This is a genomic window from Salinadaptatus halalkaliphilus (genome assembly GCF_006543045.1).
Lineage (GTDB): Archaea > Halobacteriota > Halobacteria > Halobacteriales > Natrialbaceae > Salinadaptatus > Salinadaptatus halalkaliphilus.
This window is the reverse complement of the sequence record NZ_RBZW01000039.1, coordinates 1-22,934: the sequence shown is the minus strand read 5'-3', so window position 1 is coordinate 22,934 and position 22,934 is coordinate 1. Positions and strand designations below refer to the sequence as shown.

The following is a 22,934-nucleotide window of genomic DNA, read 5'->3' as shown; positions in this document are numbered from 1 at the left end:
GCTCAACAGTCGATTGAGTCCGCCAGATCCATCGCGAACTGCGCGTTGTCGCCGTCCGGATCGTCCGCAGCCAGTTCGTAGTAGACCCCATTGCAGTCCCAGCCGTACCCCGGTCCAAAGCCCGTGGTGACGCGGGCGCCATCGTGGGGACCGACATCGTCTTCGATGACCCTCGTCTGATCGAACGGTGCATTGGAAAGTCGCACGAATATCTCCTCGCCGTCACGGAGGTCCCCGTCACGATAGACGAGATCGACAGTCGTATTCCCCCTGAACTCGCGTGCACTGACGATAACCCGTTCGAATCGATCCGGGATCACCGGCTCTTGGACGGTAAACGGGACCGCGTCGTCGGCGTCTGGAACCGTGTCGACGTCGAACGACGTTGCAGGTTCGTAGACATCGGTGCCGTCGGGCGGGTCGATGACAAAGCGGTCGTCGTCGATGTCTTCGTTGAAGCGAACGTCTTCGTACGTGACCGTCCGCACGTCTCGCTCGCGCTCGAGGACGTGTTCCGCGGGCGCGTCGTGTTCGGTGACGACGCGCTCTTTGATCGGTACGCCGGCGTCGACATCGATCCACCAGGTCGTCGTCCGGCTGAGAGTTCGATTCTCGTCGTCGTCGCCGAGTGCGTATTCGGTGTCGCCGACGAGCAGGCTGATCCCGGCCGTCGAGTTGTCGGCGCGTTCGATGTCGACGACGTAGGTTTCGCGGTCGTCAATAGTGTCGGTGCCGCGATACGTCGTCTCGAGGCTGCCGTCCTCGAGTTCCGCTGCGGTTACTGGCCAGTGAGAGACGGCGTCGCCGTCCCACTCGTCGTCGACGAGCATCGACGCCTGGTTCGCATCGTAGCTTTGCAGCCTCGAGCCGTCGACGACGCGAACGTCGCCGGGAGTGCGCTCGGGCGCGTTCGTGGCGATGACTTCGGTACGTGACTGATCGGGTAGTCGCTTCCAGACGTCGACGGTCGTCTCGCCCGTGCGCGGTTCCCCGGATCCGAGGTCGTGTATTTCGTACGTGTCGGTTCGCGTCGCTTGGAGCGTCTCGACGTCACCGGAGGCGGTGACGACATCGGCGACCAATTCGTCGGGATCCGGATCCGAATCGGTTCCCACCACGTCGATACCGAGGCCGGTGATAGCAACTGCTCCGGCAATCGACAGTGCGAGGGCTATCGCAACGAGGACGATCGGCCGACGGCTCGAGGCGGTCATCCCCAATAGGTCTCAGTTTTGGTGAGAGACATATGGGTGTGACGGTCGTTCGCGTCGACTGGAGGGGAAGACCCTAGTCCGTCCGCTCCCCGATCCGATCCGCAAGCGCCGCGAGTTCGGCGAATTCCGCGGGCGTGACCGAATCCGGCCGCTTTTTCAGCAGTTCTTCGTCGGCGGCGTCGACGACGGCATCTGGCTCCTCGAGCCCGGAGATGTGTGCCGTGTTTCTGATCGCGTTGCGGACGGTCTTGCGCCGTTGGGTAAATAGGGCCTTGACGAACCGGAGGAAGAACGCCTCGTCGTCGACCTCGTACTCGGGGGGTCGCGGGACGGCGCGAACGACCGCGCTCTGGACGGCCGGCGGCGGCGAGAACGCCTCCTTTGGGATCGACTCGACGAGTTCGACATCGGCGTAGTGCTGGGTCGAGACCGAGAGACGGCCGTACTCGCTGGTCCCGGGCTCGGCGACCATCCGTTCGGCGAACTCCTGTTGAAACATCAAGACGAGCGGCCGTCGCTCGGGCAGCAGCCGAAACGCAATTTCGCTCGAGACGCCGTAGGGAAGATTCGAGACTGAGGCGGTAAAGTCGGGTAACTCGACCTCGAGTGCGTCGGCCTCGATCACGGTGAGTCGTCCGGCGTCGATCTCGTCGCGAAACTCTTCGCGCAGAAAGGCCGCGAGATCGGGGTCGCGCTCGACGACGGTCACCTCGTCCGTCTCCTCGAGTGCGAGGAGTCGGTCGGTCAGTGCCCCCGTTCCGCCGCCGATTTCGAGGAGATGCGTGCGGTCGATCGCCTCGCGCTTTTCATCCGAGGCCCGTAGCGCCTCGCACCCTTCATCCGAGGCCCGTAGCGCCTCGCACCCTTCATCCGAGGCCCGTAGCGCCTCGCTCTCGAGGTAGGTCGGCAGACGATTCAGGACGCGGTCGTCGACGAGAAAGTGCTGGTCGCGATCGGGATCGCCGCGGACGCCAGCGCGAGCGATCAATGCGTCGGGGTCTCTCATTGGTGACGCTTGGGCCGACGGCGGTGTAAACGCACCGTCTCGGCGCCGGTACCCGTCAGATCACGATAAACACCTCGCCGTCTTCGACCTCGATATCGTACGTCGGAACGGTGTACTGCTCGGCGTCGATATTCGTCCCCGTCGTCACGTCGAATATCCAACCGTGCCACGGACAGACGACGTTTCGCTCCTCGTCGTCGTACGCCCACTCGAGGTCGTCGTCGACGGTTACCCGGCCCTGGGTGGGCCCCTCACAGAGCGGGCCGCTCTGGTGGGGACAGAAATTCGCGAGCGCGTGGTAGTCGCCGTCGACGTTGAACACGGCGATTTCGACGCCCTTGACCTCGGTGAGGACGCGCTCGCCGGGGTCGGCGATCGCAGCTTCGTCGGTTACTTTGTGACGCCCACACATACGGATCAGATATCGAAGAGTTCGAGCGCCGTTTCGCCCATGATCCCGCCGATACTGTCGCCGTCCAGGCCCGCACACAGCGGATTGTACAGCTCTTCGGGCGTATCGAAGTCGGGGTGTGGGTGGTCCATCGCGAACAGCAGCGTCTCCGCGCCGCCGGCCATCTCGACGATCGAGGCGAGGTGGTCGTTGCGTTCGGTGTGTCCGAGTGGCTGGGAGGTGATGTAGAACTGTTCTTTGATGTACTCGCTTGGCATCCGACGAAGCATCGGAACGTCCTGTGAGTTCTGGAGATAGTGATCGTCGAGTCGCCACATGAGCCACGGCAGCCACTCGATCCCACACTCCTGGAGGACGAACTCGAGGTCGGGGAACCGCTCTGGTACGCCCTGGCAGACCAACGAGATGAGGTGCCACATCGATTCGACGGGGAAGGTAAAGGCGTGATCCTCGAGGAAGGTTTCAGCCCACTGTCGCTGGATCGGGAAGACGGCTGACGCGCCGTTGTTGCCGCTGTGCATCACGATGGGGAGCCCGTGGTCTTCGGCCGCCTCGTAGATCGGATCGTACCAGGTGTGACCGGCGGGCGGGACGAGTCCGGAGCCGGGCAACTGGACGCCGACGATATCGTCTTCGCTCGCCATGCGGTCGATTTCCTCGGCCGCCTTGGCCGGTTTCTGATGGGCGACGATCGCCGTCGCGCGGAACCCATCGTGGGCGTCGAGGAAGGTGTCCGTCAGCCACGAGTTATACGCTTGCGCGATCGCGACGGCCGTCGAATCGTGGTTGACCGTCGCCAAGTTCAGGTTCAACCCCGGCGAGAGGATCGAGTAATCGATGTCGAACTGTTCCATCAGTTCGATCTTCACCGACGGCTCCCGAACCTGCGAGTGGACGAGGTCGTCCGACCCGCTCTCCTGGCCGTCGAGCGGCCCCGGCGTCTGGCTGAACGCCGCGGTTGCACGCGTCGCGGAGTAGACGTCTCGCCGTGCGTCTGCTGCGTTCTTCAGGAATCGAACCACGCCCGGATTCTGCCGTTCGACGTAGGGAATCAGATCCTCGAGCGTCTCGGTGACGTGCGAATCCGTATCGACGATCGTCATATCGGCGAGCGAGCGTATCGAGTCGGAACTGCGCTGTGACTGTGCCATGACAGAGATTGTCTCTGTATGGGCATATAGTGGTTCGGGCGTCCGATAACTGGATTTTTGACATTCCGCCTGCAACCGGGAACCATGGACGACGACCGGGGCGCAACCGACGACGAGATCACCCGACTGCGATCTCGCCCACCCGGCCACGATCCCGACGATCCCTACGAAGGCGTCGCACTCGAGACGCTTCCCGACTGGTGGGCACGGGCAGTTCGACTGTTCGAGAGCCACGATCTGCGTCCGTTTCGCCCCTCTCGATTCGCCGACGGCGAACTGACACACGAGGTCGTCGACCGACTCGAGCGCGACCTCGACATCGCCGTTCGCATCGCCGGCGTCGACGCGCGCTACGGCGACGACTGGACCGTCTTCGTCGACGACGAACCAGTCTCCTCCATTCCTCGTCGACGATCGCAGGATGGGTACACCATCTTCGAACGCTCGAGCGACGAATTCGAGGCGACCGTTCGCTCGAACCTCGAGGAACGCTGACGGCGGTATCGGCTCTCGCCCACGGGGGAGACACCGATCGCGGCGACGGCGGACGACGCGCGCGCGAGCATCAAGAGTTATCGGGGTTGCCCACCCGCGTATGGGTAATGACGGAGTTTGCACAGCGAGTCGAGCAGGTGTCGATCAGCGGCATCCGCGAAGTGTTCGAAGCCGCCGGCGACGACGCGATCAACCTCGGTATCGGGCAGCCCGACTTTCCCACGCCCGCCCACGCCCGACGCGGGGCGATCGAGGCGATCGAAAACGACCAAGCCGACGCCTACACGTCGAACAAGGGGACCCGTTCGCTTCGGGAGGCGATCGCGGCGACCTACGACCGCGAGTACGGGCTCGAGATCGATCCCGAGGACATCATCGCCACCTCGGGCGGCAGCGAAGCACTCCACCTCGTCCTCGAGGCTCACGTCGATCCCGGCCAAGACGTGATCTTCCCGGATCCGGGCTTCGTCTCCTACGACGCACTGACCCACATCGCCGACGGGACGCCCAAACCTGTCCCGCTTCGCGATGACCTCACACTCGATCCCGCGACCGTCGAGGAAGCGATCACCGACGACACCGCCGCGTTCGTCGTCAACAGCCCGGCGAACCCGACCGGCGCCGTCCAGAGCGAAGCCGACATGCGCGAGTTCGCCCGCATCGCCGACGAACACGACGTCCTCTGTGTCTCCGACGAAGTGTACGAACGGATCGTCTTCGAGGGGACCCACCATCCGCCGCTCGAGTTCGCCGAGAGCGACAACGTCGTCACCGTCAGCGCCTGTTCGAAGACCTACTCGATGACCGGCTGGCGTCTCGGCTGGGTCACCGGTTCGAACCGGCGGATCGAACGCATGCTCCGAGTCCACCAGTACGGGCAGGCCTGTGCCTCCGCACCCGCACAGTACGCCGCCGAAGCCGCCCTGACCGGCCCCCAAGACCCAGTCGAAGAGATGGTCGCCGCTTTCGAACGACGCCGCGATGTCGTCCTCGACGGCCTCGAGGACGCCGGCCTCGAGGTGCCGTCGCCCGAAGGGGCGTTCTACGTCATGCCGAAGGTCCCCGAGGGATGGTGCGACGAAGTGCTCGACCGCGGCGTGATCGTCGTCCCGGGCGACGCCTTCGGCGCGAACGGCCAGGGCTACGCTCGCCTCTCGTATGCGACGGGGATGGAGGAGTTGAAAGCAGCCCTCGAGATCATCGACGACGCGACGCGAGCGGTTCGGTAGGCCGATGGGAGCCGTTCGATAGGCGACGCCGATCGATCCCCAACCCCGTCGAGAAGCGTCTCGCAGGACGCCTCGTGATCTCGGGGCTACAACAGTTCGCCGGCGGCTTCCATCGTCGTCTCCTTTTCCCCGTCGGTCATGCCGTTGACGAAGCCCAGTCGGATGGTGTCGAGGTCATCGACCTCGGCGTAGTCCTCGAGCCAGTCGCGGACTTCCTCGGGCGTCCCCGCCGCCGCGAGTTCGTCGAGTACCTCGTCGGGGAGGGCCTCGGCCATCGCCTCGGTATCGCGGTTCTCCCACTCCGACCGGATCTCCTCGACGACATCGGCGTACCCCTGCTCGGCGACCGAGTTGCCGTAGTACGGGCCGTAGGCGCCGACCATGAACGCCGTCGATTTGCGGGCCTTCTCCCGGGCCTTCTCGCGGTCCTCGTCGGCGATCGCTCGCACGATCGGCGCGACGCGCAGGTCCGAGAGGTCTTTTCCGCCGAGTTCGGCGCCCCGCTGTAAGTCCTCGAGGCGCTCCTCGAGGCCGTCTTTGGTGAACATCTGTGGCGCCCAGCCGTCGCCGAAACGGCCGGCCATCTCGGTCGCTTTCGGCCCGAGCGTCGCGATGTCGACCGCCGGCGGCTCCTCGGGTGGATCGCGGTTGTAATCCAGTCCGGGAACATCGAAGATGTCGCCTTCGTAGGCGGGGTTGCCCGTCTCGAAGACGTTGCGGATGATCTCGACGGCTTCGCGGGTGCGTCGCAGCGGCCGCTCGAAGTCTTCGCCGTGCCAACGCTCGGTGATCGCAGGCGAACTCGGTCCGAGCCCCAGTCGGAAGCGGCCGTCAGAGGCATCGTGTAGCGTGAGCGCGGTCTGGGCGAGCAATGCCGGCGACCGGGCAAACGGAGAGACGACATCGTTCGAAATACCGAGGTCGTCGGTCCGGTCCGCCGCAAGCGTCAGCGGTGGGACGATGTTCCACCCGGTCGTTTCCCCGACCGTGATGCGGTCGAACCCCAGTTCTTCGGCGAAAACGGCCCGATCGGCGACGTCCTGTGGCGTCTCGTAGTCCGTCAGCCGAATCAGGAGATCGAGCGTCGCGTTCACAGTCCTGCCCTCCGTGTCTGCTGTCGAATTGCTTGATTAATTACCATCATCTCCTACCGCGAGTGCCATTCCTATAAAGGTCAGCGATCCGGATAGGGTGGCGACTGCTCACAGTAGTTCTGTCCGGCAGTATGAAAAACGTTGATACGACTGCTGTCCAACGTGGGGCTATGGCTCACGATTGCTCGTTTCTCGAGGGGCTCACACTCGAGGCCGACCAATACTCGTTCGAGTGCGGTCGACGCGAGGCACACGCGACGGATTGGGGGACCCAGGACGAGGACGCTCCCACCGTTCCCGACGCGGTCGTCTGGCCCGAATCCACCGCCGACGTGGCGGCGGTGCTCGAGGCCGCAACCGAACAGGGCGTTCCCGTCACGCCCTACGCAGCGGGGACGGGGCTCGAAGGCAACGCCGTCCCTGCCGAGGGTGGAATCAGCCTCGACCTCACCCGGATGAACGACGTTCGGGACTACCGCCCCGAGGACTTCCAGATCGATGTCGGACCGGGGATCATCGGCTCGGCAGTCGACGAGTACGTCGCAGACGACGGCCTCTTCTTCCCGCCGCTTCCCTCTTCCGGCGATATCTCGACCATCGGCGGCATGATCGCGACCGACGCCAGCGGCATGCAGACCGTCAAGTACGGCGAGGTCGCCGACTGGGTGCTCGCTCTGGAGGCCGTCCTCGCCGACGGTACCGTCGTTCGGACGGGCTCGCGTGCGATCAAAACCTCGAGCGGCTACAACCTGACCGAGCTGCTGATCGGCAGCGAGGGGACCCTCGCGGTCGTCACCGAAGCGACGCTCGCGCTGGCGGGCCGACCACAACAGGTTCGGGGCGGCCGCGCTATCTTCGAAACGCTCGACGCCGCCGCCGCGGCGATCGCCGATGCCCTCCAGACCGAAATCGACGTCGCCCGGATCGAACTCGTCGACGAGTTGAGCGCACGGATAGCAAACGAGTATCTCGGCAGCGATCTGCCCGACGCGCCGATGGTCTTTCTCGAGTTCCACGCCAACCACGGCATCGAGGAAGAGATCGGCCTCTGTCGAACGATTTTTTCGGACTACGCCCTCGAGCGCTTCGAGGTGAGCGACGACGACGCCGAGATGGATCGCCTCTGGGAGGCTCGTCGGGAACTAGCGTATGCCACCCGAAGCTACGATCCCGACCGGGAGACGCTCCATCCCGGCGACGTTACCGTCCCGATCAGCGGCTATCCCGACATCGTCCGCGAGGCAAAGCGGGTCGCCGACGAGTACGACGTGACGATCCCCTGTTTCGGTCACGCAGGCGACGGGAACTTACACTACACCGTCCTTGCGAACCCGACCGATCCCGACGAACTGGCCCGCGGTGAGCGTGCCTATCGGGAGATCGTCGAACTAGCGATCGAGATGGGCGGCACCGCGACCGGCGAACACGGTATCGGGCAGGGCAAACAGGCCTACCTGGAGCCCGAACACGGTGCTGGCGGCGTCGACATGATGCGACGCATCAAAGCGGCTCTCGATCCGACTGGAACACTCAATCCGGGAAAGATTTTCCCGGACGACGACGAACCGTAGTATTACTCTCCCAGAGACGAACCGGTCTCAGATTTTGTTCGCGGGTGGAACGGTCCGCTCCTCGGGACTGGTCGTCCCGCCGGCCCCAAACAGGATCCGAACGAGTGCCCCCGTTCCGAGCGTGCCGGTAATCGTAACGGCAACGAGCGTTGCTGAGAGCGAGACGCCCGAAAGGCCCGCCAACAGTCCTCCCATCAGGATACCGTGCCACAGTTTCGTTCGTCCAAGCCGACCGGTTATACCCTGGCCGATCGCCACGAACCCGATCGCGATACTCGTTGGAAGGGCAGCGAATCCGATCGCGATGAGTACCACGCCGAAGAACGTACCGACGCTCGAGCCAAGCATATAGTAGCCCGCGGCGGTGAGGCCGCTGATCACGAGTAACGTGGGCGTCCCGATACAGAGCGAAATGATCGGGCTTCGCCGGGCTTTCGTGACCGCGTCCGTCCCGTGACGATGGATCATCCCGAGAACGACGATGGCCACGACGACCGTGAGAACGAACTGCCCGCCAACGCGCTCGAGGACGCCAAGCGACTGGTACTGCTCGAGCCAGCCGCTGTTTGCGATGGCCGCCGCCCCATCGGCCCCCCATACGGCAGCAATATCGAGTAAATTTAACCCACTCATTGCTGGACAATACTCTGACAGGGACAATAGCATTTGTGGTCAGTCGCGCACACTGCAACGGCTCCAGTTCGACGGGTTTAAGTTCGGGATCCCACTTCGTCCAACAGAGACAGGCGTAGCCTGTTTCACTGACCCGTAGGAGCACTCCTGCGTACTACGGAGGTGAACGATGGCAGATTCGGATATCGAAACCGCAGTGGCTCGCGCACTCGAGGACTCGCCGGACCGGAACTTTACCGAGACGGTCGACCTCGCGATAAACTTGCGCGACCTTGATTTGAACGAACCGTCGAATCGTGTTGACGAGTCAATCGTCTTGCCGTCCGGAACCGGCCAAGAGACGATCATCGTCGTTATCGCCGAGGGCGAAACCGGCGTCCGTGCCGAAGAGGTTGCGGACGACGTGCTCTCGGTCGACGACGTGGCCGATCTGGACGACGACGAGGCCAAAGATATGGCCGACGAGACGGACTTCTTCATCGCCGAAGAGGCGATGATGCAAGACATCGCCCGGCATCTCGGTACCATCCTCGGTCCGCGAGGAAAGATGCCGGATCCGCTCGCCCCCGACGACGATGTCGTCGAGACCGTCAACCGACTCAAAAATACCGTGCAGCTTCGCTCGGGCGACCGACGCACGTTCCACACGCTCGTCGGCGCCGAAGACATGGACGCCGAAGATATCGCCGACAACATCGACGTCATCCTGCGTCGACTGCACGCCGACCTCGAGAAAGGTCCACAGAACATCGACGGCGTCTTCGTCAAGACGACGATGGGCCCGTCCGTGGAGGTGGCCTAAGATGAGCGCACAGGCTGAACGCAAGACAGAGAACCTTCCACAGTGGAAGAAAGAGGAAGTCGACGAACTTACCGACCTCATCGAGAACTACGAGAGCGTCGGCGTCGTCGGCATCGCCGGCATTCCGTCGAAGCAGCTCCAGGACATGCGCCGTGATCTCCACGGGACCGCCGAGTTGCGCGTCAGCCGGAACACGCTGCAAGTCCGCGCGCTCGAATCGGCCGGACTCGACGAACTCGTCGAGGAGGTCGAGGGACAGGTCGGACTCGTCGGAACGAACGACAATCCTTTCGCACTCTACAAGGAACTCGAGGCCTCGAAGACGCCGGCCCCAATCAACGAGGGCGAAGTCGCCCCGAACGATATCGTCATTCCGGAAGGGGACACGGGTGTCGACCCGGGACCGTTCGTCGGCGAACTGCAGGGAGTCGGTGCGAACGCACGCATCGAGGACGGTTCGATTCAGGTCATGGAGGACTCGACGGTCTTAGAAGCCGGCGAGGAAGTCTCTGCGGACCTCTCGAACGTCCTCAACGAACTCGGTATCGAGCCCAAGGAAGTCGGGCTCGACCTGCGCGCCGTCATCGCCGAGGGCGTGCGCTTCGATCCGGACGACCTCGATATCGATATCGAGGCCTACGAGAGCGACGTGGCGACGGCCGCCGCTCGCGCACGGAACCTCGCGGTCAACGCGACGTTCCCGACCGAGACGACGGCACCGACGCTCATCGCCAAGGCCACGGGCGAAGCCAAGAGCCTTGGCCTCCAGGCCGCCATCGAGGACGAAGACCTGCTGCCCGACCTCGTCAGCAAGGCCGACGCACAGCTGCGTGCGCTCGCGGCCCAGATCGACGACGAGGAGGCCCTGCCCGAGGAACTGCAGGATGTCGACGCACCCGCCGCGACGGCGGATACCGACGACGAGGGCGAGGACGAATCGGCTGACGACCAAGACGACGCTGCGGCCGACGACGCCGACACCGACGACGATGACGACGAAGACGACGGTGACGGCGCGTCCGGCCTCGGCGAGATGTTCGGATAACCACGGAGGACCTTACAATGGAATACGTTTACGCTGCACTCATCCTGAACGAGACGGACGAAGAGATCAACGAAGACAACCTCACCGACGTACTCGACGCCGCTGGCGTCGATGTCGAAGAATCCCGTGTCAAAGCGCTCGTCGCCGCCCTCGAGGACGTCGACATCGACGAAGCGGTTTCGGAAGCTGCTGCCGTCCCCGCTGCAGGCGGCGCAGCTGCCGGTGGCGCGGCAGCCGACGAGGCTGCTGACGACGGCGACGACGACGACGGCGAAGCCGACGTGCCGGACACGACCGAAGACGACGAGGACGAGGAAGACGAGGAAGCCGACGGCGAGGGTCTCGGCGAACTCTTCGGCTAAGTCGCGACGCGACGATATCGACGACCACGAATTTTTATCGACCACTACCCGAGAAGCGACTGCTGTGCGGAGACGACAGCCGGGCAGGCAGTATCGGTCTGCTGTAACGATCTTCCGGCGTGACCGCTCCTGTCCGGGGGCGGGCCGGAAATGACTGCCAGCAATCCGTCTCATACGGTTTACTGTAAGTCATTGCCGGCGCAACCGCCGCCCGGGTCGCGGTTGCGCCGGTAAATCGTTACAGCAATCCGTCTCAGTCGTCGGCAGGGGTAACGCCGGGTCGACTCGAGCCGTACGCAGCGCCAGCCGTGACCGCCGAGGGTTCCTTCGCGAGCCACACCATGATCAACACGGTCACGATGTACTTGCTGACGATGTCGAGGACGCTGTATCCCCAGGACGTGATAGCGATGTCGAGCAGCGCGAACCCCTCCACGCCGAGGGCCCACAGGATCGGATAGCCAAACCAGCTCGCCACCGTCAGCAGTTTCAGGGTGTTGAACAGGTCGATCGTTCCGGCCCGTTTCGCGTCCTCGACCCAATCGAAAAGCAACACGTAGACGATCACCAGAAAGAACGCCGAGCTAATCACGAACCACCACCACCGCAGCAGATAACTCGAGGTCGTAAACGCTGCAGCCAGGCCCGTGATACACATCGCGATGGTGAAGGCGACGGTCGTGAAGATCTTCGTGAGGTTCGACCCGGCGATCATTCCGAGCGCGATCAGGATAAACGGTGTCGAGAACGTCCAGGTGAGATATCGGCCCCACATCGCGAGTACCTCGTCGCCCGCCATCGCGTGTCCAGGGGGCATCTCGAGAAAGCTGAGCGTGAGTCCCGAGGCGAGTCCGGTGTAACTCGAGATCGAGACGACCGAGATGAGCATTACGGAGACGGCGATCAGTTTCGCACGGGGGTCGGTCAGGTTCCGGCCGAGATAGACGATCAGGAGGATCGTCAGCCCGGCAAGGGCGATGTTGACGACGAACGACAGCGATAGCAGTGGGTCGCTATGGACGAACTCGAAGAGTTCCGACTGTGTCGTCTCGAGCGGGACGCCGACCGATTCGAACGCGGGCGGATCGCCGAGCGTCGGTGGGGTCATGTGTGTGCATGCCTCCCTACTCCTGACGGGTTAAAGTCACGTGCACCTACCGTGTACAGTAATTCCCGTGTTGGTGAACACCAACGATCTACGACTGTATGGGTGTCCGTTTTTGTCGGTGGAGTCTCGAGAAGGATTCGATGGCGATGGTTCGGGACCGCGCGGTGAAACAGCCGTCTGCGTCCGTCGACAGCCGAGTCGTCGACGTGGGTGCCGACAGCCCACCCAGGGTCGGTGATCGTGCGTGAGCCCACCGCTGAGTTACCTCGAGTTCCACCTGGTCTTTCTGCTCCCGCCGATTCTGGTGTTGGCGGCCGCTGCCTGGTGGCGAAGCGACGCCTGGATCGATCGGCGGTCGTTGTCGGGACTCTGTGTCCTCGTGGGGCTGGCTGTCGTCTACACCACGCCGTGGACGAACCACCTCATTCCGGCCGGCGTCTGGTGGTACGGCGACGGTGCAGTTCTCGCGACGATCTGGCACACGCCGGTCGAGGAATACCTGTTTTTCGTCCTCCAGCCAGTACTGACCGGACTCTGGCTCTTTCAGTTCCTCGATGTCGTCGACCGGCCGCTCGAGGTCTCACTGCGCCACCGGGCGACCGGCGTGGCGGGTGGTCTCGTCGTGTGTCTCGCTGGCTGGTTCTTGCTTGGCTCGACGACGACGTACTACCTGGGTTGGCTCCTGTTCTGGGCGGGGCCGATCCTCGCGATCCAGTGGGGGTTCGGCCTGCCGTACCTTCGGGAAGTCTGGCCGATGGTCGGCCTGGCTGTCGCCGTGCCGACGCTGTATCTCTGGGTCGTTGATCGGATCGCCATCGAACTCGGGATCTGGATGATTTCGAGCACGCAGACGACCGGAATTGCGCTTCTCGGGCTGCCGATAGAGGAAGCGCTCTTTTTCCTCCTGACGAACGTGTTCATCGTGCAGGGGCTGGTGTTGTACGTCTGGGTGCTCGAGCGCCTCGAGGGCGATTCAAGCCTGGATCGACTGCCCGTGATCGGCTCGAACCCGACGAATGGTCCGTAGCGACTCCCACAGTGCGGGCGCTGGCGACGATACGGAGCCAACCGAGAGCGCCCGGCGTCGCGCCGCGCGTGCGAGCTACGGCTTCGGCGCGCTCGCAGTACTGGCCGGGCTCGCTCTCTCGACTCTCGTCGACTCCGTTCCGCTCGCGTACCAATACCTCCCGCTGGCAGTGAGCGTCCTCGCGTTCGGGCTTCCCCACGGAGCCGTCGACCACCTCGTGGTTCCCAGGGCCGCCAACCGGCGACCGACGGCACGGTCGTTCGCTGTCGTCGGTGGCCTCTATCTGGTCGTCGGCGGCGCGTACGCCGTCGTCTGGTTTCTCGCGCCCGTCGTCGCCTTCGTACTGTTCATCCTCGTGACGCTGCTACACTGGGGGCAAGGCGATGTCTACGCCGTCCGCGTCCTCACCGGGGGATGCTACCTCGAGGGTCTGGCGCCGGCGTCTCTCACGGTGCTCGTCCGCGGCGGGATTCCGATGCTCGTCCCACTGGTCGCCTTTCCCGGCCAATATGCCGTCGTCGCGGAGTCGCTCGTCGGGCTGTTCGATCCGGGTGCAGCGGCCGCACTCGAGCCGATCTTCCAGCCGACGGTTCGACTCGGCGTGGCCGTCGGCGTCGGCGCGCTCGTCGTCGGATCGCTGTCGCTGAGCTACCGGCGGGCCGAGACGCTCGAGCCCTGGCTCGCCGACGTCGTCGAAACTCTCGGTCTGGTGGGGTTTTTCGCGGTCGTGCCACCGATTCTCGCGATTGGGTTCTATTTCCCGCTCTGGCACTCGGTGCGTCACATCCTCCGCACGATGCTCGTCGACGACGTGGCGTCGGAAGCGCTCGCGGCAGGAAACGATCGGCTTGCGAGCTGGCGGTTCGTCCGCGACGCCGCGCCCCTGACCGCAGGTGCCCTCGCCGTCCTCGGTGGACTGGCGGTGCTCGTTCCGTACGCACCGACGAACGTTCCCGACGTACTGGCCCTCTACCTGGTCTGTCTCGCAGTCCTGACGCTGCCCCACGTCGTCGTCGTCACACTGCTCGACAGGACGCAGGGACTGCTCGTCTGGTCGACTACCAGCGGCTGACGCCGTTGGCTTCCCCACAGTATCGCTGTGAGTCGAGGGCGCGGCTCGAGCACGTCCGTGCGCAGGTTTAAATCCAAACGCCGGACCAACAAGAGCGATGGTCTCCGGCCTCGAGGTGGTCGTCGATCTCGAGTTCACGCTTGCGTTGCTCGCGTGGATTCTGGCTGGCTCGGTACTGGGAAGCTGTAGTGGGCTCGTTCCCGGTCTGCACGCGAACAACTTCGCCCTGTTGCTGGCGGGGGTCGCGACGTCGATTCCCGGTCCGCCGCTGTTCATCGGCTGTGGGATGCTCGCCGCCGGCGTCGTCCACACGTTTCTCAACGCGGTGCCGGCGATGGCGCTTGGCGTCCCCGACGCGGAGATGGCGGTGACGGCCCTCCCGGGCCACCGGATGGTCATGGCGGGACGGGGGTACGAGGCGATTCGACTCTCGGCGATCGGGAGTCTGCTCGCCGTTCTCGTGGCTCTCCCGCTGGCGGTTCCGATCACCTGGGGCGTGATGGCCGTCTACCCGACGATTCGTGACAACCTCTCGCTCGTGCTGGCGATGGTCGTTGTCGCGTTGATCGCCTCGGAGTACACCTGGTTTCGACGCGTGGCTGCCCTCGTCTCGTTTGCCCTGGCCGCGGCGCTCGGGTTTCTCACACTCGATCTCTCGCCGAACGCGCCGCTCGAGGCCGGCGGGATGCTCGCACCACTGTTTGCCGGTCTCTTCGGTGCGCCGGTGTTGATCGACGCCATCTTCGGCAGCGGGGTTCCGGCCCAGCGCGAGGAGACGATCGCCCTCCCGCGCTGGCTCGTCGCCGGTACGGCGATCGCCGGCGCGCTCGCGGGGGCCGTCGTCGGCTACATTCCGGGAATCTCCGCCGCGATCGCTGCCGTCGCCGTCCTGGTGCTCGTGCCCGGCGGCTCGGGTGACCGCGGTTACATCGTCGCGACTAGTGGCGTCGATACGGCGAATACGATCTTCGCGCTCTTTGCTCTCGTCGCCATCGGCCAACCCCGAACGGGGGTGATGGTCGCCGTCGACAGCGCCGATGTCCCCCTCGAGTTGCCGATTCTCCTTACTGGTGTCGTGCTCGCAGGTGCGATCGGCTTCGTGCTCGTTATCGTCGTCGGCGACGCCTATCTCGAGATAGTCGGTCGGATGACCTACTGGAAGATTTCGGCAGTCGTCCTCGCGTTGTTGATCGGGCTGTCGTTTCTCTTTACTGGTCCGATCGGAATCGTGATCTTTCTCGTCGCGGCCGCCGTCGGCATGGTTCCGGTTCGGCTGCGGGCCCGGCGCGTCCATCTGATGGGGGTGTTGATCGGGCCGTTGTTGTTCGTCAGTTGATTGTGCGACGGGGTCAGTCTCCAGTCTGGTGTATCGATGTTCCGGTGGATCCACGGGAGGGCGGGTTGCACGACGTTGACGAACCCGTCTCACTCGGGGTCGCGACGATCGGTCATCGCGGCACCGATGACGCCGCCGAGGGCACCGAAGCCGTAGTAGTACAGAAGCGAGACGAGAGTCATTGCCAGGAGGATGCCGAGGCCGAGTCCGGCCTCGCCGTTGCCTTCGGTGACCATGCCGATCGCGCCCAGGCCGAAAAAGAGCATCAGCAGTCCGACGATCGGGATCGAGGCGATCACGTTCGCGAGGGTACCGGCGAGTGCGCTCTCTTTCGTGTCGCTCCCGCGTAGATATCCCGCGACGATACCCGGAACGATCGGACCGACGAACGGAAACCAACCGATGAAAAACGAGATCAGCGCGCCGACCGCTGCAGCGACGTATCGGCCCGTCGGTTCTGCCGGTTCCTGTCGGTGGTCCTGGTGGTGGCTGCTGTCTCCGTGCTGGGTGGAGCGCCCGTTCTGGTTGGCACCACAGGTGGGGCAGATGGCGGTGTCCGAACGAATCTCGGTTCCACACGCGGAACAGTACGCTGTTTCGCTAGCGGTGTTTTCCATGCGCCAGACGTGTTTCTAACCCAATATATAACCATACGGTCGACCGATGACTGTCCCGCCGTGCGAGCCGGCAAACGCGGCCCCGTTCATCGTCGTTTTCCCGATTGGGTCGAAAGCCCCGGCTATGCCAGCGCTGTTCGACGGGTTGTCGATGCGTGACTGCGAGATACCGAATCGAATCGCCGTCTCGCCGATGTGTCAGTACTCCTGTGACCGCGACGGACTGCCGACGGAGTGGCACCGCGTTCACCTCGGGAGTCGCGCCGTCGGTGGTGCCGGCATCGTCTTGACCGAAGCCACCGCCGTCGAGCCCCGCGGCCGTATCACCGGCGCGGACCTCGGTATCTGGAGCGACGAGCACGCGGCCGCACTCGAGCCGATCACCGACTTCGTTCGCGAACAGGGTGCCGTCCCGGGTATTCAACTCGCTCACGCCGGTCACAAGGCGAGCAAGTGTCCGCCTTCGGAGGGGAACCTGCCGCTGTCGCCCGCCGACGGTGGCTGGGAAACGCTCTCGCCGTCACCCGACGCCTACCCGCCGTTTCGCGGGGATCGGCCGGCAATGAAACGAGCGAGCACGGACGACATCGTCGACGTAATCGGCGCATTCCGAACGGCGGCAGAGCGCTCGCTCGAGGCCGGGTTCGACATCGCCGAGATTCACGCTGCACACGGCTATCTGCTCCACGAGTTTCTCTCGCCGGTGACCAACCGACGCGAAGACGAGTACGGCGGGAGTTTCGAGAACCGAACGCGACTCCTCCGTGAGGTCACCGAGGAAGTCAGGGCGGTCTGGCCCGCGGACAAGCCCCTCTTCGTGCGTATCTCCGGAACGGACTGGCTCGAGGATCGACCCTCGTGGGATCTCGAGCAGTCGGTTCGACTCGCCGACGATCTCGCCGGACTCGGCGTCGACCTGATCGACGTGAGCTCGGGTTCGGTCCATCCGGATCAGGAACCGCCTGGCGGACCGAATTTCCAGGTGCCCCTGGCCGAAGCGATTCGCGACGGGGCAGACATCGCCGTCGGTGCAGTTGGCGGGATCACCGAGCCCGAACAAGCCGACGCGATCGTTCGCAACGGACGTGGCGACCTCGTGCTCGTCGGTCGGGAGTTCCTCCAGGATCCGTACTTCGGACTCCATGCCGCCGACCGCCTCGAGGACGAGTCGGCCGACCGATGGCCGGTCCAATACCGTCGCGCCGTCCGATAGTCCGGCGCCGAATATGATCGGTCGAGGCCTCACCCGCTGGGAACGCGGTCGCATTTTCAACGGTATCTGACCCGAACCGTCGGCCGAAGAGCCATGACCGATCATACTCGGCGCACGGTCCTGAAGGCTGCAGGGGCATCGACAGCAATGCTCACCCTCGCAGGATGTATGGGCGGCGACGATAACGGGAGCGACGGTAACGGTGGATCCGGCGATGGAAATGGAACCGGCGATGGAAACGGAACCGACGGTAGCGACGGCATCGAGGTCGAGCCTGGAACGGAGATCGTCCTCGAGGGCTACGCTACCCACTGGGACGGCGTCGAACCGACTGCGATCGAGGGTGAGGAAAATCCGACGCTCGCACTCACCGACGGTGAAGCCTACACCATCGAGTGGATCAACGCCGACGACATGCCACACGACATCCAGATTTGGGACGATACCGACGACGTCGTCGACGACCTGATCAGCGACGAGGTCAGTTCCGAAGGCGAGAGTGCATCCCTCGAGTTTACTGCAGACAGTGCGATGGCGACGTACGTCTGTAGCTATCACGAAGTAAATCAGGTCGGCGATCTCGTCGTCAAGTAGCCGTCCGACCATCGAACCGACCCACTCCGCCGGATTCGATCCCGTCGTTCATACGGATTGCTGTAACGATTTACCGGCGCACCCGCCGTCCAGGTCGCGGGTGCGCCAGAAATGACTTACAGTAAACCGTATCAGGGTCGGGACGCCACTAGTCGTCGGCCCACTTGATCGAACATCCCTGGGAGGGCTGCCACTCGAGGTCGACCGCCTCGCCAGCCAGCACGCTGTCGATCGCTTCGCGAACGTGGAACCGAGTCGGCTCGTCCTCGGGATTGAGCGCGTCGTCGAGTCGACCGTGGTAGACGAGTCTGAACGCACCATCGTCGCGGTCGAAGAGGAACGGATCGGGCGTACACACTGCGCCGTACTCGCGGGCGACGCTCTGGGACTCGTCCCGAAGGTAGGCGTCGTACTGGATTCGGCCGTCGTCGACGTACTCCTGCATCGCCTCGAGGGAGTCGTCGGGGTACTCCTCGGCGTCGTTTGGATTGATGCCGACGACTGCAACGTCGTCGTACTCGGCGGCCAGTTCGTTCAACAGGTCGAACTTCGCTTTCGCGTACGGACAGTGATTGCAGGTGAACACGACCAGCAGTGCCTCGCTGTCGGCAAACGACTCGAGCGTGTACGTCTGGCCGTCGACACCCTCGAGTTCGAAGGCGGGCGCCTCGTCGCTGGCCTCGAGCGTCGAATCGGACTCTTGTAGGACCATACGTGATCCATTCGTATCTATCGACGTAAGAATAGCGCTCGTTACGAGCCGGTACGCGTCGGGACGGCGTACATATTTGTACCGTCACCCGCATCGAAGGCATATGCAAACCCTCGAGGTGACCGACGACCAGTACGCGTTCATTCAGCACCTCCGCGAGGAAATTTCCGAGGACGTCGTCGGCAAGTACGGCTACGTTCGCGAACAGGATGCGCTTCAGTATCTGATCGACAATCTCGACGACGATATCGATCTCGACGGCGAGTTCGACTCCTCGGCGACCGACGACGTTGCCGCCTCGGTCGGCGCTGCGATCGACGGCGATCCCGATCCAACCGCACTCGAGGAAGTCGCCTACGACGAAACGACGGCGTCGAAGCTCCCGGACGAGTCGTCCGTCGGCGATGACGGTGAGTCTGCGACTGACGACGAGGATTCTGCGGGCGATACCGGCGACGAAGATGACGTCGAGTCCAACGCGGACGACGCGAGCGGCGACGCCGACGACGACGAGATGCTAGACGAGATGATGAGCCTGCTCGAGACCCACGACGACAAGTGGGCGGAGTCGGACTCGTCGGATCACCGCTACACGGTGACGTTGCCGGACGGCTCGACGGAGGACGTCCAGACCAAAGACGATGTCAGGGCGTTGTTGTTCAAGAACTACCGGTAGTGGGTTTTTGGTCGTTACCAGTGATACGGATTCCTGTACCGCTGTCCCCGCACACCCACGACCCGGACGGTGTCCCGGCAATGACGTACAGGAAACCGATGCGTCCGCTCACTCGGCGAGTGTCGGCTCCGAATGGACGACGTTGACCACGGCACCGAGCAAGACGATGATGCCGGCGAAATAGAGGAACGTAACCAGCAACAAGACGGCACCGACGGCGCCGTAGGCTTCGTACTGGCCCGCGTTCCCGGCGTAGACCTGGAACCCGACCTGCAGTGCGGTCCAGCCGACAGCGGCGACGATCGTGCCCGGAAGGATCTCGGAGACAGACACCGATATTGGGGGAAGCACGTAATAGACCGGCAGAAAGACGAGGACGAGCCCGATCAGGAGAACGAGCCAGCTCATCGCGCTGGCAAACGGTATCGTTCCAGCGACGACCCCCAAGACGGTGCCGACGACGATCATCAACAGGAGCGCGCCCGCACCCGCGACGATGACGATGACGCCGTCGCGAACTTCCTCGAGCAGCGATTCCTCGACGACCTCGTCATAGACCGTATCGAAGGCCTTGCTCAGCCCGCGAAAGACCTTGAGAGCGCCCCAGGTGGCGACCGCGAGCGCGACGACGGTCGCCTCGGCGCGGCCGGCTTCGGTCGTCAGCGCCTCGGTCACTAACGCCTCACCGGCGTCGGGGAGGAAGTCCCCCGCCACAAGAATCAACTGTTGAGCGGTCTCCTCGCCGCCGAGCACCGAGCCGACGACGAGCGCCAACAGTACCATCGGAATCAGCGAAACGAACGCGTAGTAGGCGAAGGCGGCGGCGAGGAAGGTGATCTCCCGATCCGTCGCCGTACGATAGACCGACGCGATCGTCGTCGTGACGTCCATATGGTCCCTACGAGCCGATCCATCAAGAAACTGTAACACGTTCGCATCTGCTGTGTCTCGAGCCGGAGACGCTTCGGTCCGCTGACGAACTACCACTCGTGACAGAAATTGTGCGTCGCGTAGACGCTGCCGTCGTCGTCGAGGTAGACGCCGATCCCGCCGCGATCCCAGCCTGGGCCGCCGTGCTCGTCGAGGATCGCCTCTCGGTGTGGCGGTGAGTCCATCCACTGGTCGACGAGCCCGGTCGCGAGTTCCTCCGCAGTGTAGTAGGTGGTCGAACCGTCCTCACCAGGGCGATCGACCGGTCGATCGACCCACGTCAGCGCGATATTCTCGCCGTAGGCGCGACAGTAGTCGTCGATGTCGGTGAACCGATCGAACGGCGCCTCCCCGTCGGGATTCGTGTGGGCGAAGTAATCGCGTTCGGCCATGTCGTAGCTGTGTGCACGCGAGACCGACGCGACGGTGCCGTCCCACTCGAGGGACTCGAGATCGTGCTCGGCCCGCCGGTCGTTGACTTCGGCGTGAATGAAATCCTCGACGGTTGGCGAGGTGACGGTCTCGACGTTGGTTTCGTAGCTCGACTCGCCGGGATCGCCGGGGTCGGTCACGGCGGGGTCGCGTTCGCCAGCCGGCGGGGGCTCCGAACTCGGCGCGGGTCGGTCGACGATCTCGACGTCGTCTAGCTCCTCGAGTTCCTCGAGGACGATCGGGCCGACCGTCACCGCCGCAACCACGATGCTGACGAGACAGACTGCGAGGACGAGTAGGCGGAGGATCGATCGGACGAGCGCCCGATCGCTTCGAGGGGATCGATTTGGCGAGGGGTCCGACTGACGACGGCGCTCCATCGTCTCTCGAATAGAGCCCTCGCGATAAGAGCCCCATGGTCGGTTGCAGTCGGTGATAGCAGCGACCGTCGTCGCGAAACGACCGCCGAAATGCGATGGAACGGGATCCTCGTCGAGATTCGATGGCGTGGGAACGAACTGCTCGAGGCGCGGATGGGCTACGGTCGGTCGGCCTCGGAACCGAAGATCGTCTCGTGGACGCCGACGACGAGGCCGGGAACGACCGCCATGAAGAGGTGCTCCTCGAGCGGAATGCCCGCGATGTCGATCCCGGTCCGGAGGGTGATATCGAACACGCCGACGGCGAGCGTGTATCGGTCCCAGACGTAGGCGATCGGATAGAGGGCGACAATTGTCACTGCGGCCCTCCGGAGGGCACCGGCTCGGTAGCAAAGTAACGCTGCGATCGTTCCCCAGAACAGTTCGGTTGCGAGGTAGGTGTATCGACCGAGTACGCTGATATCGACTCTCATAGGGGCTCTTGTGCGGCTACCAACAAGAAGATACGCCAGCGGGGTGGGAACAGGCAGTATCTTCAAATCCCTTGCGCGAGTATCTCGAGCCGGAACGATGAATATCGCTGATATCGCCACCCAGGAGTACATCGAAGTCGACGTTGGCACGCGCATGGGGAAGGTCCGTTCGACCTTCGAGGACGGCAACCCCAAAGGAATAATCGTCACCAATGACGGTGACTACGAGGGCGTCATCAGCGAACGGGAGGTCCTCCAGTCTCACGTCGAAGACGATGCGAAAGTCGCGGCGCTGATCAAACCGAGCCGGAGCGCGCCAGCGCCGCGGGTCAGCCGCGACGAGGACGTTCGGGAAACTGCCCGGGTGCTGATCGAGAGCAACGCGAAGATGGCGCCCGTGTTCGAGAACGACGAACTCTGGGGCGTAATCAGCAGTGACGGAGTTCTCGAGGCAGTCCTCGAGAACCTCGACGCGTTGACCGTCGACGATGTCTACACGTCTGACCCGGAGACGGTTCAGGAAGGCGACGGGGTCGGGACGGTGATCAACATACTTCGCGAACACGGGATCTCTCGGATCCCGGTCCTCAACGAGAACGACTACCTCACCGGCGTCGTGACGACCCACGACATCGCGGACTTCGTCATCCGTGAGAACGAACGGATGACCACCGGCGACCGCGTTGGTGACAACGATCGAATGCTCGATGTCCCCGTCTACGACATCATGAACAGCCCGGTCGAGACGACGACGCTCGATACCACCGTCGACGAGGCCGTCGAGACGATGCTCGAACTCGACTACGGTGGCCTGATGGTCACGCCCGACGACGACGACCGGGTCGTCATCGGTGTCATCACCAAAACCGACGTTCTGCGAGCGCTCACCTTCACCGAAGAGGAGCGCATGGACGTTCAGATCACGAACATCTCGATGCTCGATACGATCACGCGAGAGTCGATCACCGAGAGCATCCAGGATGTCTCGGATAAGTACGCCGAGATGCAGGTAATGCACGCCCACGTGCGTTTCAAAGAACACAAAGAGAAACTCCGTGGAACGCCGCTGGTCCAGTGTCAGATCCGCCTGCGGACGAACAAGGGCCAGGTCGCCGGCACCGGCGAAGGCTACGGCGCGGAAAACGCCTTCCGGGTCGCTCTCGACAAACTCGAGCGCAACGTCTTGGAGGTCAAAGGCATCACGAGCGACGAGGAGTACCGCGGACAGCTCCTGCGGAAGCTAAACGAGCTGTAACCGTTCCAATTTTCAGTAGCTTTCAGTAGTACACCGTAAGAAACGGATACACTGTTGGACGACTGGGCCGCGTCCATCACTCCCATCCGCATTCG

The 22,934-nt window shown here is 63.7% G+C and carries 25 protein-coding genes; 13 read left to right on the top strand and 12 right to left on the bottom strand.

All coding sequences use genetic code 11. The features are described 5' to 3' along the window. Window positions 1–2: 2 nt before the first annotated feature. The 4 genes from D8Y22_RS13980 to D8Y22_RS13965 all read right to left on the bottom strand — a co-directional run bounded on the left by D8Y22_RS13980 (window position 3) and on the right by D8Y22_RS13965 (window position 3,783). Window positions 3–1,214: a LolA family protein gene (locus tag D8Y22_RS13980; protein ID WP_141465318.1), complete on the bottom strand. Its 1,212-nt coding sequence runs from the start codon at window positions 1,212–1,214 to the stop codon at window positions 3–5. A gap of 73 nt (window positions 1,215–1,287) precedes the next feature. Further along, window positions 1,288–2,220 (bottom strand): 16S rRNA (adenine(1518)-N(6)/adenine(1519)-N(6))-dimethyltransferase RsmA, encoded by a 933-nt coding sequence (gene rsmA, locus D8Y22_RS13975; RefSeq protein ID WP_141465317.1) that lies wholly within the window; start codon window positions 2,218–2,220, stop codon window positions 1,288–1,290. Window positions 2,221–2,275: 55 nt separating this feature from the next. Then, on the bottom strand, window positions 2,276–2,632 hold the full coding sequence (locus D8Y22_RS13970; RefSeq protein ID WP_141465316.1) for a Rieske (2Fe-2S) protein: 357 nt from the start codon (window positions 2,630–2,632) through the stop codon (window positions 2,276–2,278). A gap of 5 nt (window positions 2,633–2,637) precedes the next feature. Then, window positions 2,638–3,783, bottom strand: a complete 1,146-nt coding sequence (locus tag D8Y22_RS13965) for an amidohydrolase family protein (protein ID WP_141465315.1) — start codon at window positions 3,781–3,783, stop codon at window positions 2,638–2,640. A gap of 84 nt (window positions 3,784–3,867) precedes the next feature. Between D8Y22_RS13965 and D8Y22_RS13960 the strand changes: the two genes are divergently transcribed. Both D8Y22_RS13960 and D8Y22_RS13955 read left to right on the top strand, forming a co-directional pair. Next, window positions 3,868–4,278 carry a hypothetical protein gene (locus D8Y22_RS13960; RefSeq protein WP_141465314.1) on the top strand — a complete coding sequence of 137 codons (411 nt, stop codon included), beginning with the start codon at window positions 3,868–3,870 and terminating at the stop codon, window positions 4,276–4,278. Between the two features lie 107 nt (window positions 4,279–4,385). Further along, a complete protein-coding gene (locus D8Y22_RS13955; protein ID WP_141465313.1) occupies window positions 4,386–5,507 on the top strand; it encodes a pyridoxal phosphate-dependent aminotransferase in 1,122 nt (373 codons plus the stop codon). Between the two features lie 86 nt (window positions 5,508–5,593). Here the strand turns inward: D8Y22_RS13955 and D8Y22_RS13950 are convergent, their stop codons facing one another. Then, complete coding sequence (locus D8Y22_RS13950; RefSeq protein ID WP_141465312.1) at window positions 5,594–6,601, bottom strand: TIGR04024 family LLM class F420-dependent oxidoreductase; 1,008 nt, start codon at window positions 6,599–6,601, stop codon at window positions 5,594–5,596. Window positions 6,602–6,771: 170 nt separating this feature from the next. Between D8Y22_RS13950 and D8Y22_RS13945 the strand changes: the two genes are divergently transcribed. After that, window positions 6,772–8,172 (top strand): FAD-binding oxidoreductase, encoded by a 1,401-nt coding sequence (locus tag D8Y22_RS13945; RefSeq protein ID WP_141465311.1) that lies wholly within the window; start codon window positions 6,772–6,774, stop codon window positions 8,170–8,172. A 27-nt stretch (window positions 8,173–8,199) separates the two neighbouring features. Here the strand turns inward: D8Y22_RS13945 and D8Y22_RS13940 are convergent, their stop codons facing one another. Continuing rightward, window positions 8,200–8,805 carry a hypothetical protein gene (locus D8Y22_RS13940; RefSeq protein WP_246084452.1) on the bottom strand — a complete coding sequence of 202 codons (606 nt, stop codon included), beginning with the start codon at window positions 8,803–8,805 and terminating at the stop codon, window positions 8,200–8,202. A gap of 169 nt (window positions 8,806–8,974) precedes the next feature. Here D8Y22_RS13940 and D8Y22_RS13935 point away from each other — a divergent pair, with 169 nt between their 5' ends. The 3 genes from D8Y22_RS13935 to rpl12p are packed head-to-tail and all read left to right on the top strand — an operon-like array spanning window position 8,975 to window position 11,014. After that, window positions 8,975–9,607, top strand: coding sequence for a 50S ribosomal protein L1 (locus D8Y22_RS13935; protein ID WP_141465310.1), 633 nt, complete (start codon window positions 8,975–8,977; stop codon window positions 9,605–9,607). Window position 9,608: 1 nt separating this feature from the next. Beyond that, window positions 9,609–10,652 carry a 50S ribosomal protein L10 gene (locus D8Y22_RS13930; protein WP_141465309.1) on the top strand — a complete coding sequence of 348 codons (1,044 nt, stop codon included), beginning with the start codon at window positions 9,609–9,611 and terminating at the stop codon, window positions 10,650–10,652. Between the two features lie 17 nt (window positions 10,653–10,669). Next, complete coding sequence (rpl12p, locus tag D8Y22_RS13925) at window positions 10,670–11,014, top strand: 50S ribosomal protein P1 (protein ID WP_141465308.1); 345 nt, start codon at window positions 10,670–10,672, stop codon at window positions 11,012–11,014. A gap of 253 nt (window positions 11,015–11,267) precedes the next feature. Here the strand turns inward: rpl12p and D8Y22_RS13920 are convergent, their stop codons facing one another. Beyond that, window positions 11,268–12,122 carry a bacteriorhodopsin gene (locus tag D8Y22_RS13920; protein ID WP_141465307.1) on the bottom strand — a complete coding sequence of 285 codons (855 nt, stop codon included), beginning with the start codon at window positions 12,120–12,122 and terminating at the stop codon, window positions 11,268–11,270. Between the two features lie 244 nt (window positions 12,123–12,366). On the opposite strand from D8Y22_RS13920, the gene D8Y22_RS13915 reads away from it, so the two are divergent. The 3 genes from D8Y22_RS13915 to D8Y22_RS13905 all read left to right on the top strand — a co-directional run bounded on the left by D8Y22_RS13915 (window position 12,367) and on the right by D8Y22_RS13905 (window position 15,557). After that, a complete protein-coding gene (locus D8Y22_RS13915; protein ID WP_141465306.1) occupies window positions 12,367–13,149 on the top strand; it encodes a lycopene cyclase domain-containing protein in 783 nt (260 codons plus the stop codon). Further along, entirely contained in the window at window positions 13,139–14,221 is a 1,083-nt protein-coding gene (locus D8Y22_RS13910; protein WP_141465305.1) for a Brp/Blh family beta-carotene 15,15'-dioxygenase, read from the top strand. Before D8Y22_RS13915 ends, D8Y22_RS13910 begins: the two co-directional genes overlap by 11 nt. Before the next feature lie 97 nt (window positions 14,222–14,318). After that, window positions 14,319–15,557 carry a tripartite tricarboxylate transporter permease gene (locus D8Y22_RS13905; RefSeq protein ID WP_141465304.1) on the top strand — a complete coding sequence of 413 codons (1,239 nt, stop codon included), beginning with the start codon at window positions 14,319–14,321 and terminating at the stop codon, window positions 15,555–15,557. Between the two features lie 89 nt (window positions 15,558–15,646). Here the strand turns inward: D8Y22_RS13905 and D8Y22_RS13900 are convergent, their stop codons facing one another. Continuing rightward, window positions 15,647–16,174 carry a DUF5518 domain-containing protein gene (locus D8Y22_RS13900; protein WP_141465303.1) on the bottom strand — a complete coding sequence of 176 codons (528 nt, stop codon included), beginning with the start codon at window positions 16,172–16,174 and terminating at the stop codon, window positions 15,647–15,649. A 124-nt stretch (window positions 16,175–16,298) separates the two neighbouring features. Between D8Y22_RS13900 and D8Y22_RS13895 the strand changes: the two genes are divergently transcribed. Both D8Y22_RS13895 and D8Y22_RS13890 read left to right on the top strand, forming a co-directional pair. Beyond that, window positions 16,299–17,387: an NADH:flavin oxidoreductase/NADH oxidase gene (locus D8Y22_RS13895; RefSeq protein ID WP_141465302.1), complete on the top strand. Its 1,089-nt coding sequence runs from the start codon at window positions 16,299–16,301 to the stop codon at window positions 17,385–17,387. A 93-nt stretch (window positions 17,388–17,480) separates the two neighbouring features. After that, window positions 17,481–17,981 (top strand): plastocyanin/azurin family copper-binding protein, encoded by a 501-nt coding sequence (locus tag D8Y22_RS13890; protein WP_141465301.1) that lies wholly within the window; start codon window positions 17,481–17,483, stop codon window positions 17,979–17,981. Between the two features lie 148 nt (window positions 17,982–18,129). On the opposite strand, the gene D8Y22_RS13885 is transcribed toward D8Y22_RS13890, so the two are convergent. Next, a complete protein-coding gene (locus D8Y22_RS13885) occupies window positions 18,130–18,693 on the bottom strand; it encodes a thioredoxin family protein (RefSeq protein WP_141465300.1) in 564 nt (187 codons plus the stop codon). A 103-nt stretch (window positions 18,694–18,796) separates the two neighbouring features. Here D8Y22_RS13885 and D8Y22_RS13880 point away from each other — a divergent pair, with 103 nt between their 5' ends. Beyond that, window positions 18,797–19,369, top strand: coding sequence for a hypothetical protein (locus D8Y22_RS13880; protein WP_141465299.1), 573 nt, complete (start codon window positions 18,797–18,799; stop codon window positions 19,367–19,369). Window positions 19,370–19,477: 108 nt separating this feature from the next. Here D8Y22_RS13880 and D8Y22_RS13875 read toward each other — a convergent pair whose 3' ends face one another. The 3 genes from D8Y22_RS13875 to D8Y22_RS13865 all read right to left on the bottom strand — a co-directional run bounded on the left by D8Y22_RS13875 (window position 19,478) and on the right by D8Y22_RS13865 (window position 21,584). Next, complete coding sequence (locus tag D8Y22_RS13875) at window positions 19,478–20,260, bottom strand: YihY/virulence factor BrkB family protein (RefSeq protein ID WP_141465298.1); 783 nt, start codon at window positions 20,258–20,260, stop codon at window positions 19,478–19,480. 89 nt (window positions 20,261–20,349) lie between these two features. Then, entirely contained in the window at window positions 20,350–21,111 is a 762-nt protein-coding gene (locus D8Y22_RS13870; RefSeq protein ID WP_141465297.1) for a CAP domain-containing protein, read from the bottom strand. A 158-nt stretch (window positions 21,112–21,269) separates the two neighbouring features. Continuing rightward, on the bottom strand, window positions 21,270–21,584 hold the full coding sequence (locus D8Y22_RS13865) for a lycopene cyclase domain-containing protein (protein WP_141465296.1): 315 nt from the start codon (window positions 21,582–21,584) through the stop codon (window positions 21,270–21,272). 97 nt (window positions 21,585–21,681) lie between these two features. Between D8Y22_RS13865 and D8Y22_RS13860 the strand changes: the two genes are divergently transcribed. Next, a complete protein-coding gene (locus D8Y22_RS13860; RefSeq protein WP_141465295.1) occupies window positions 21,682–22,839 on the top strand; it encodes a CBS domain-containing protein in 1,158 nt (385 codons plus the stop codon). Window positions 22,840–22,934: the final 95 nt, after the last annotated feature.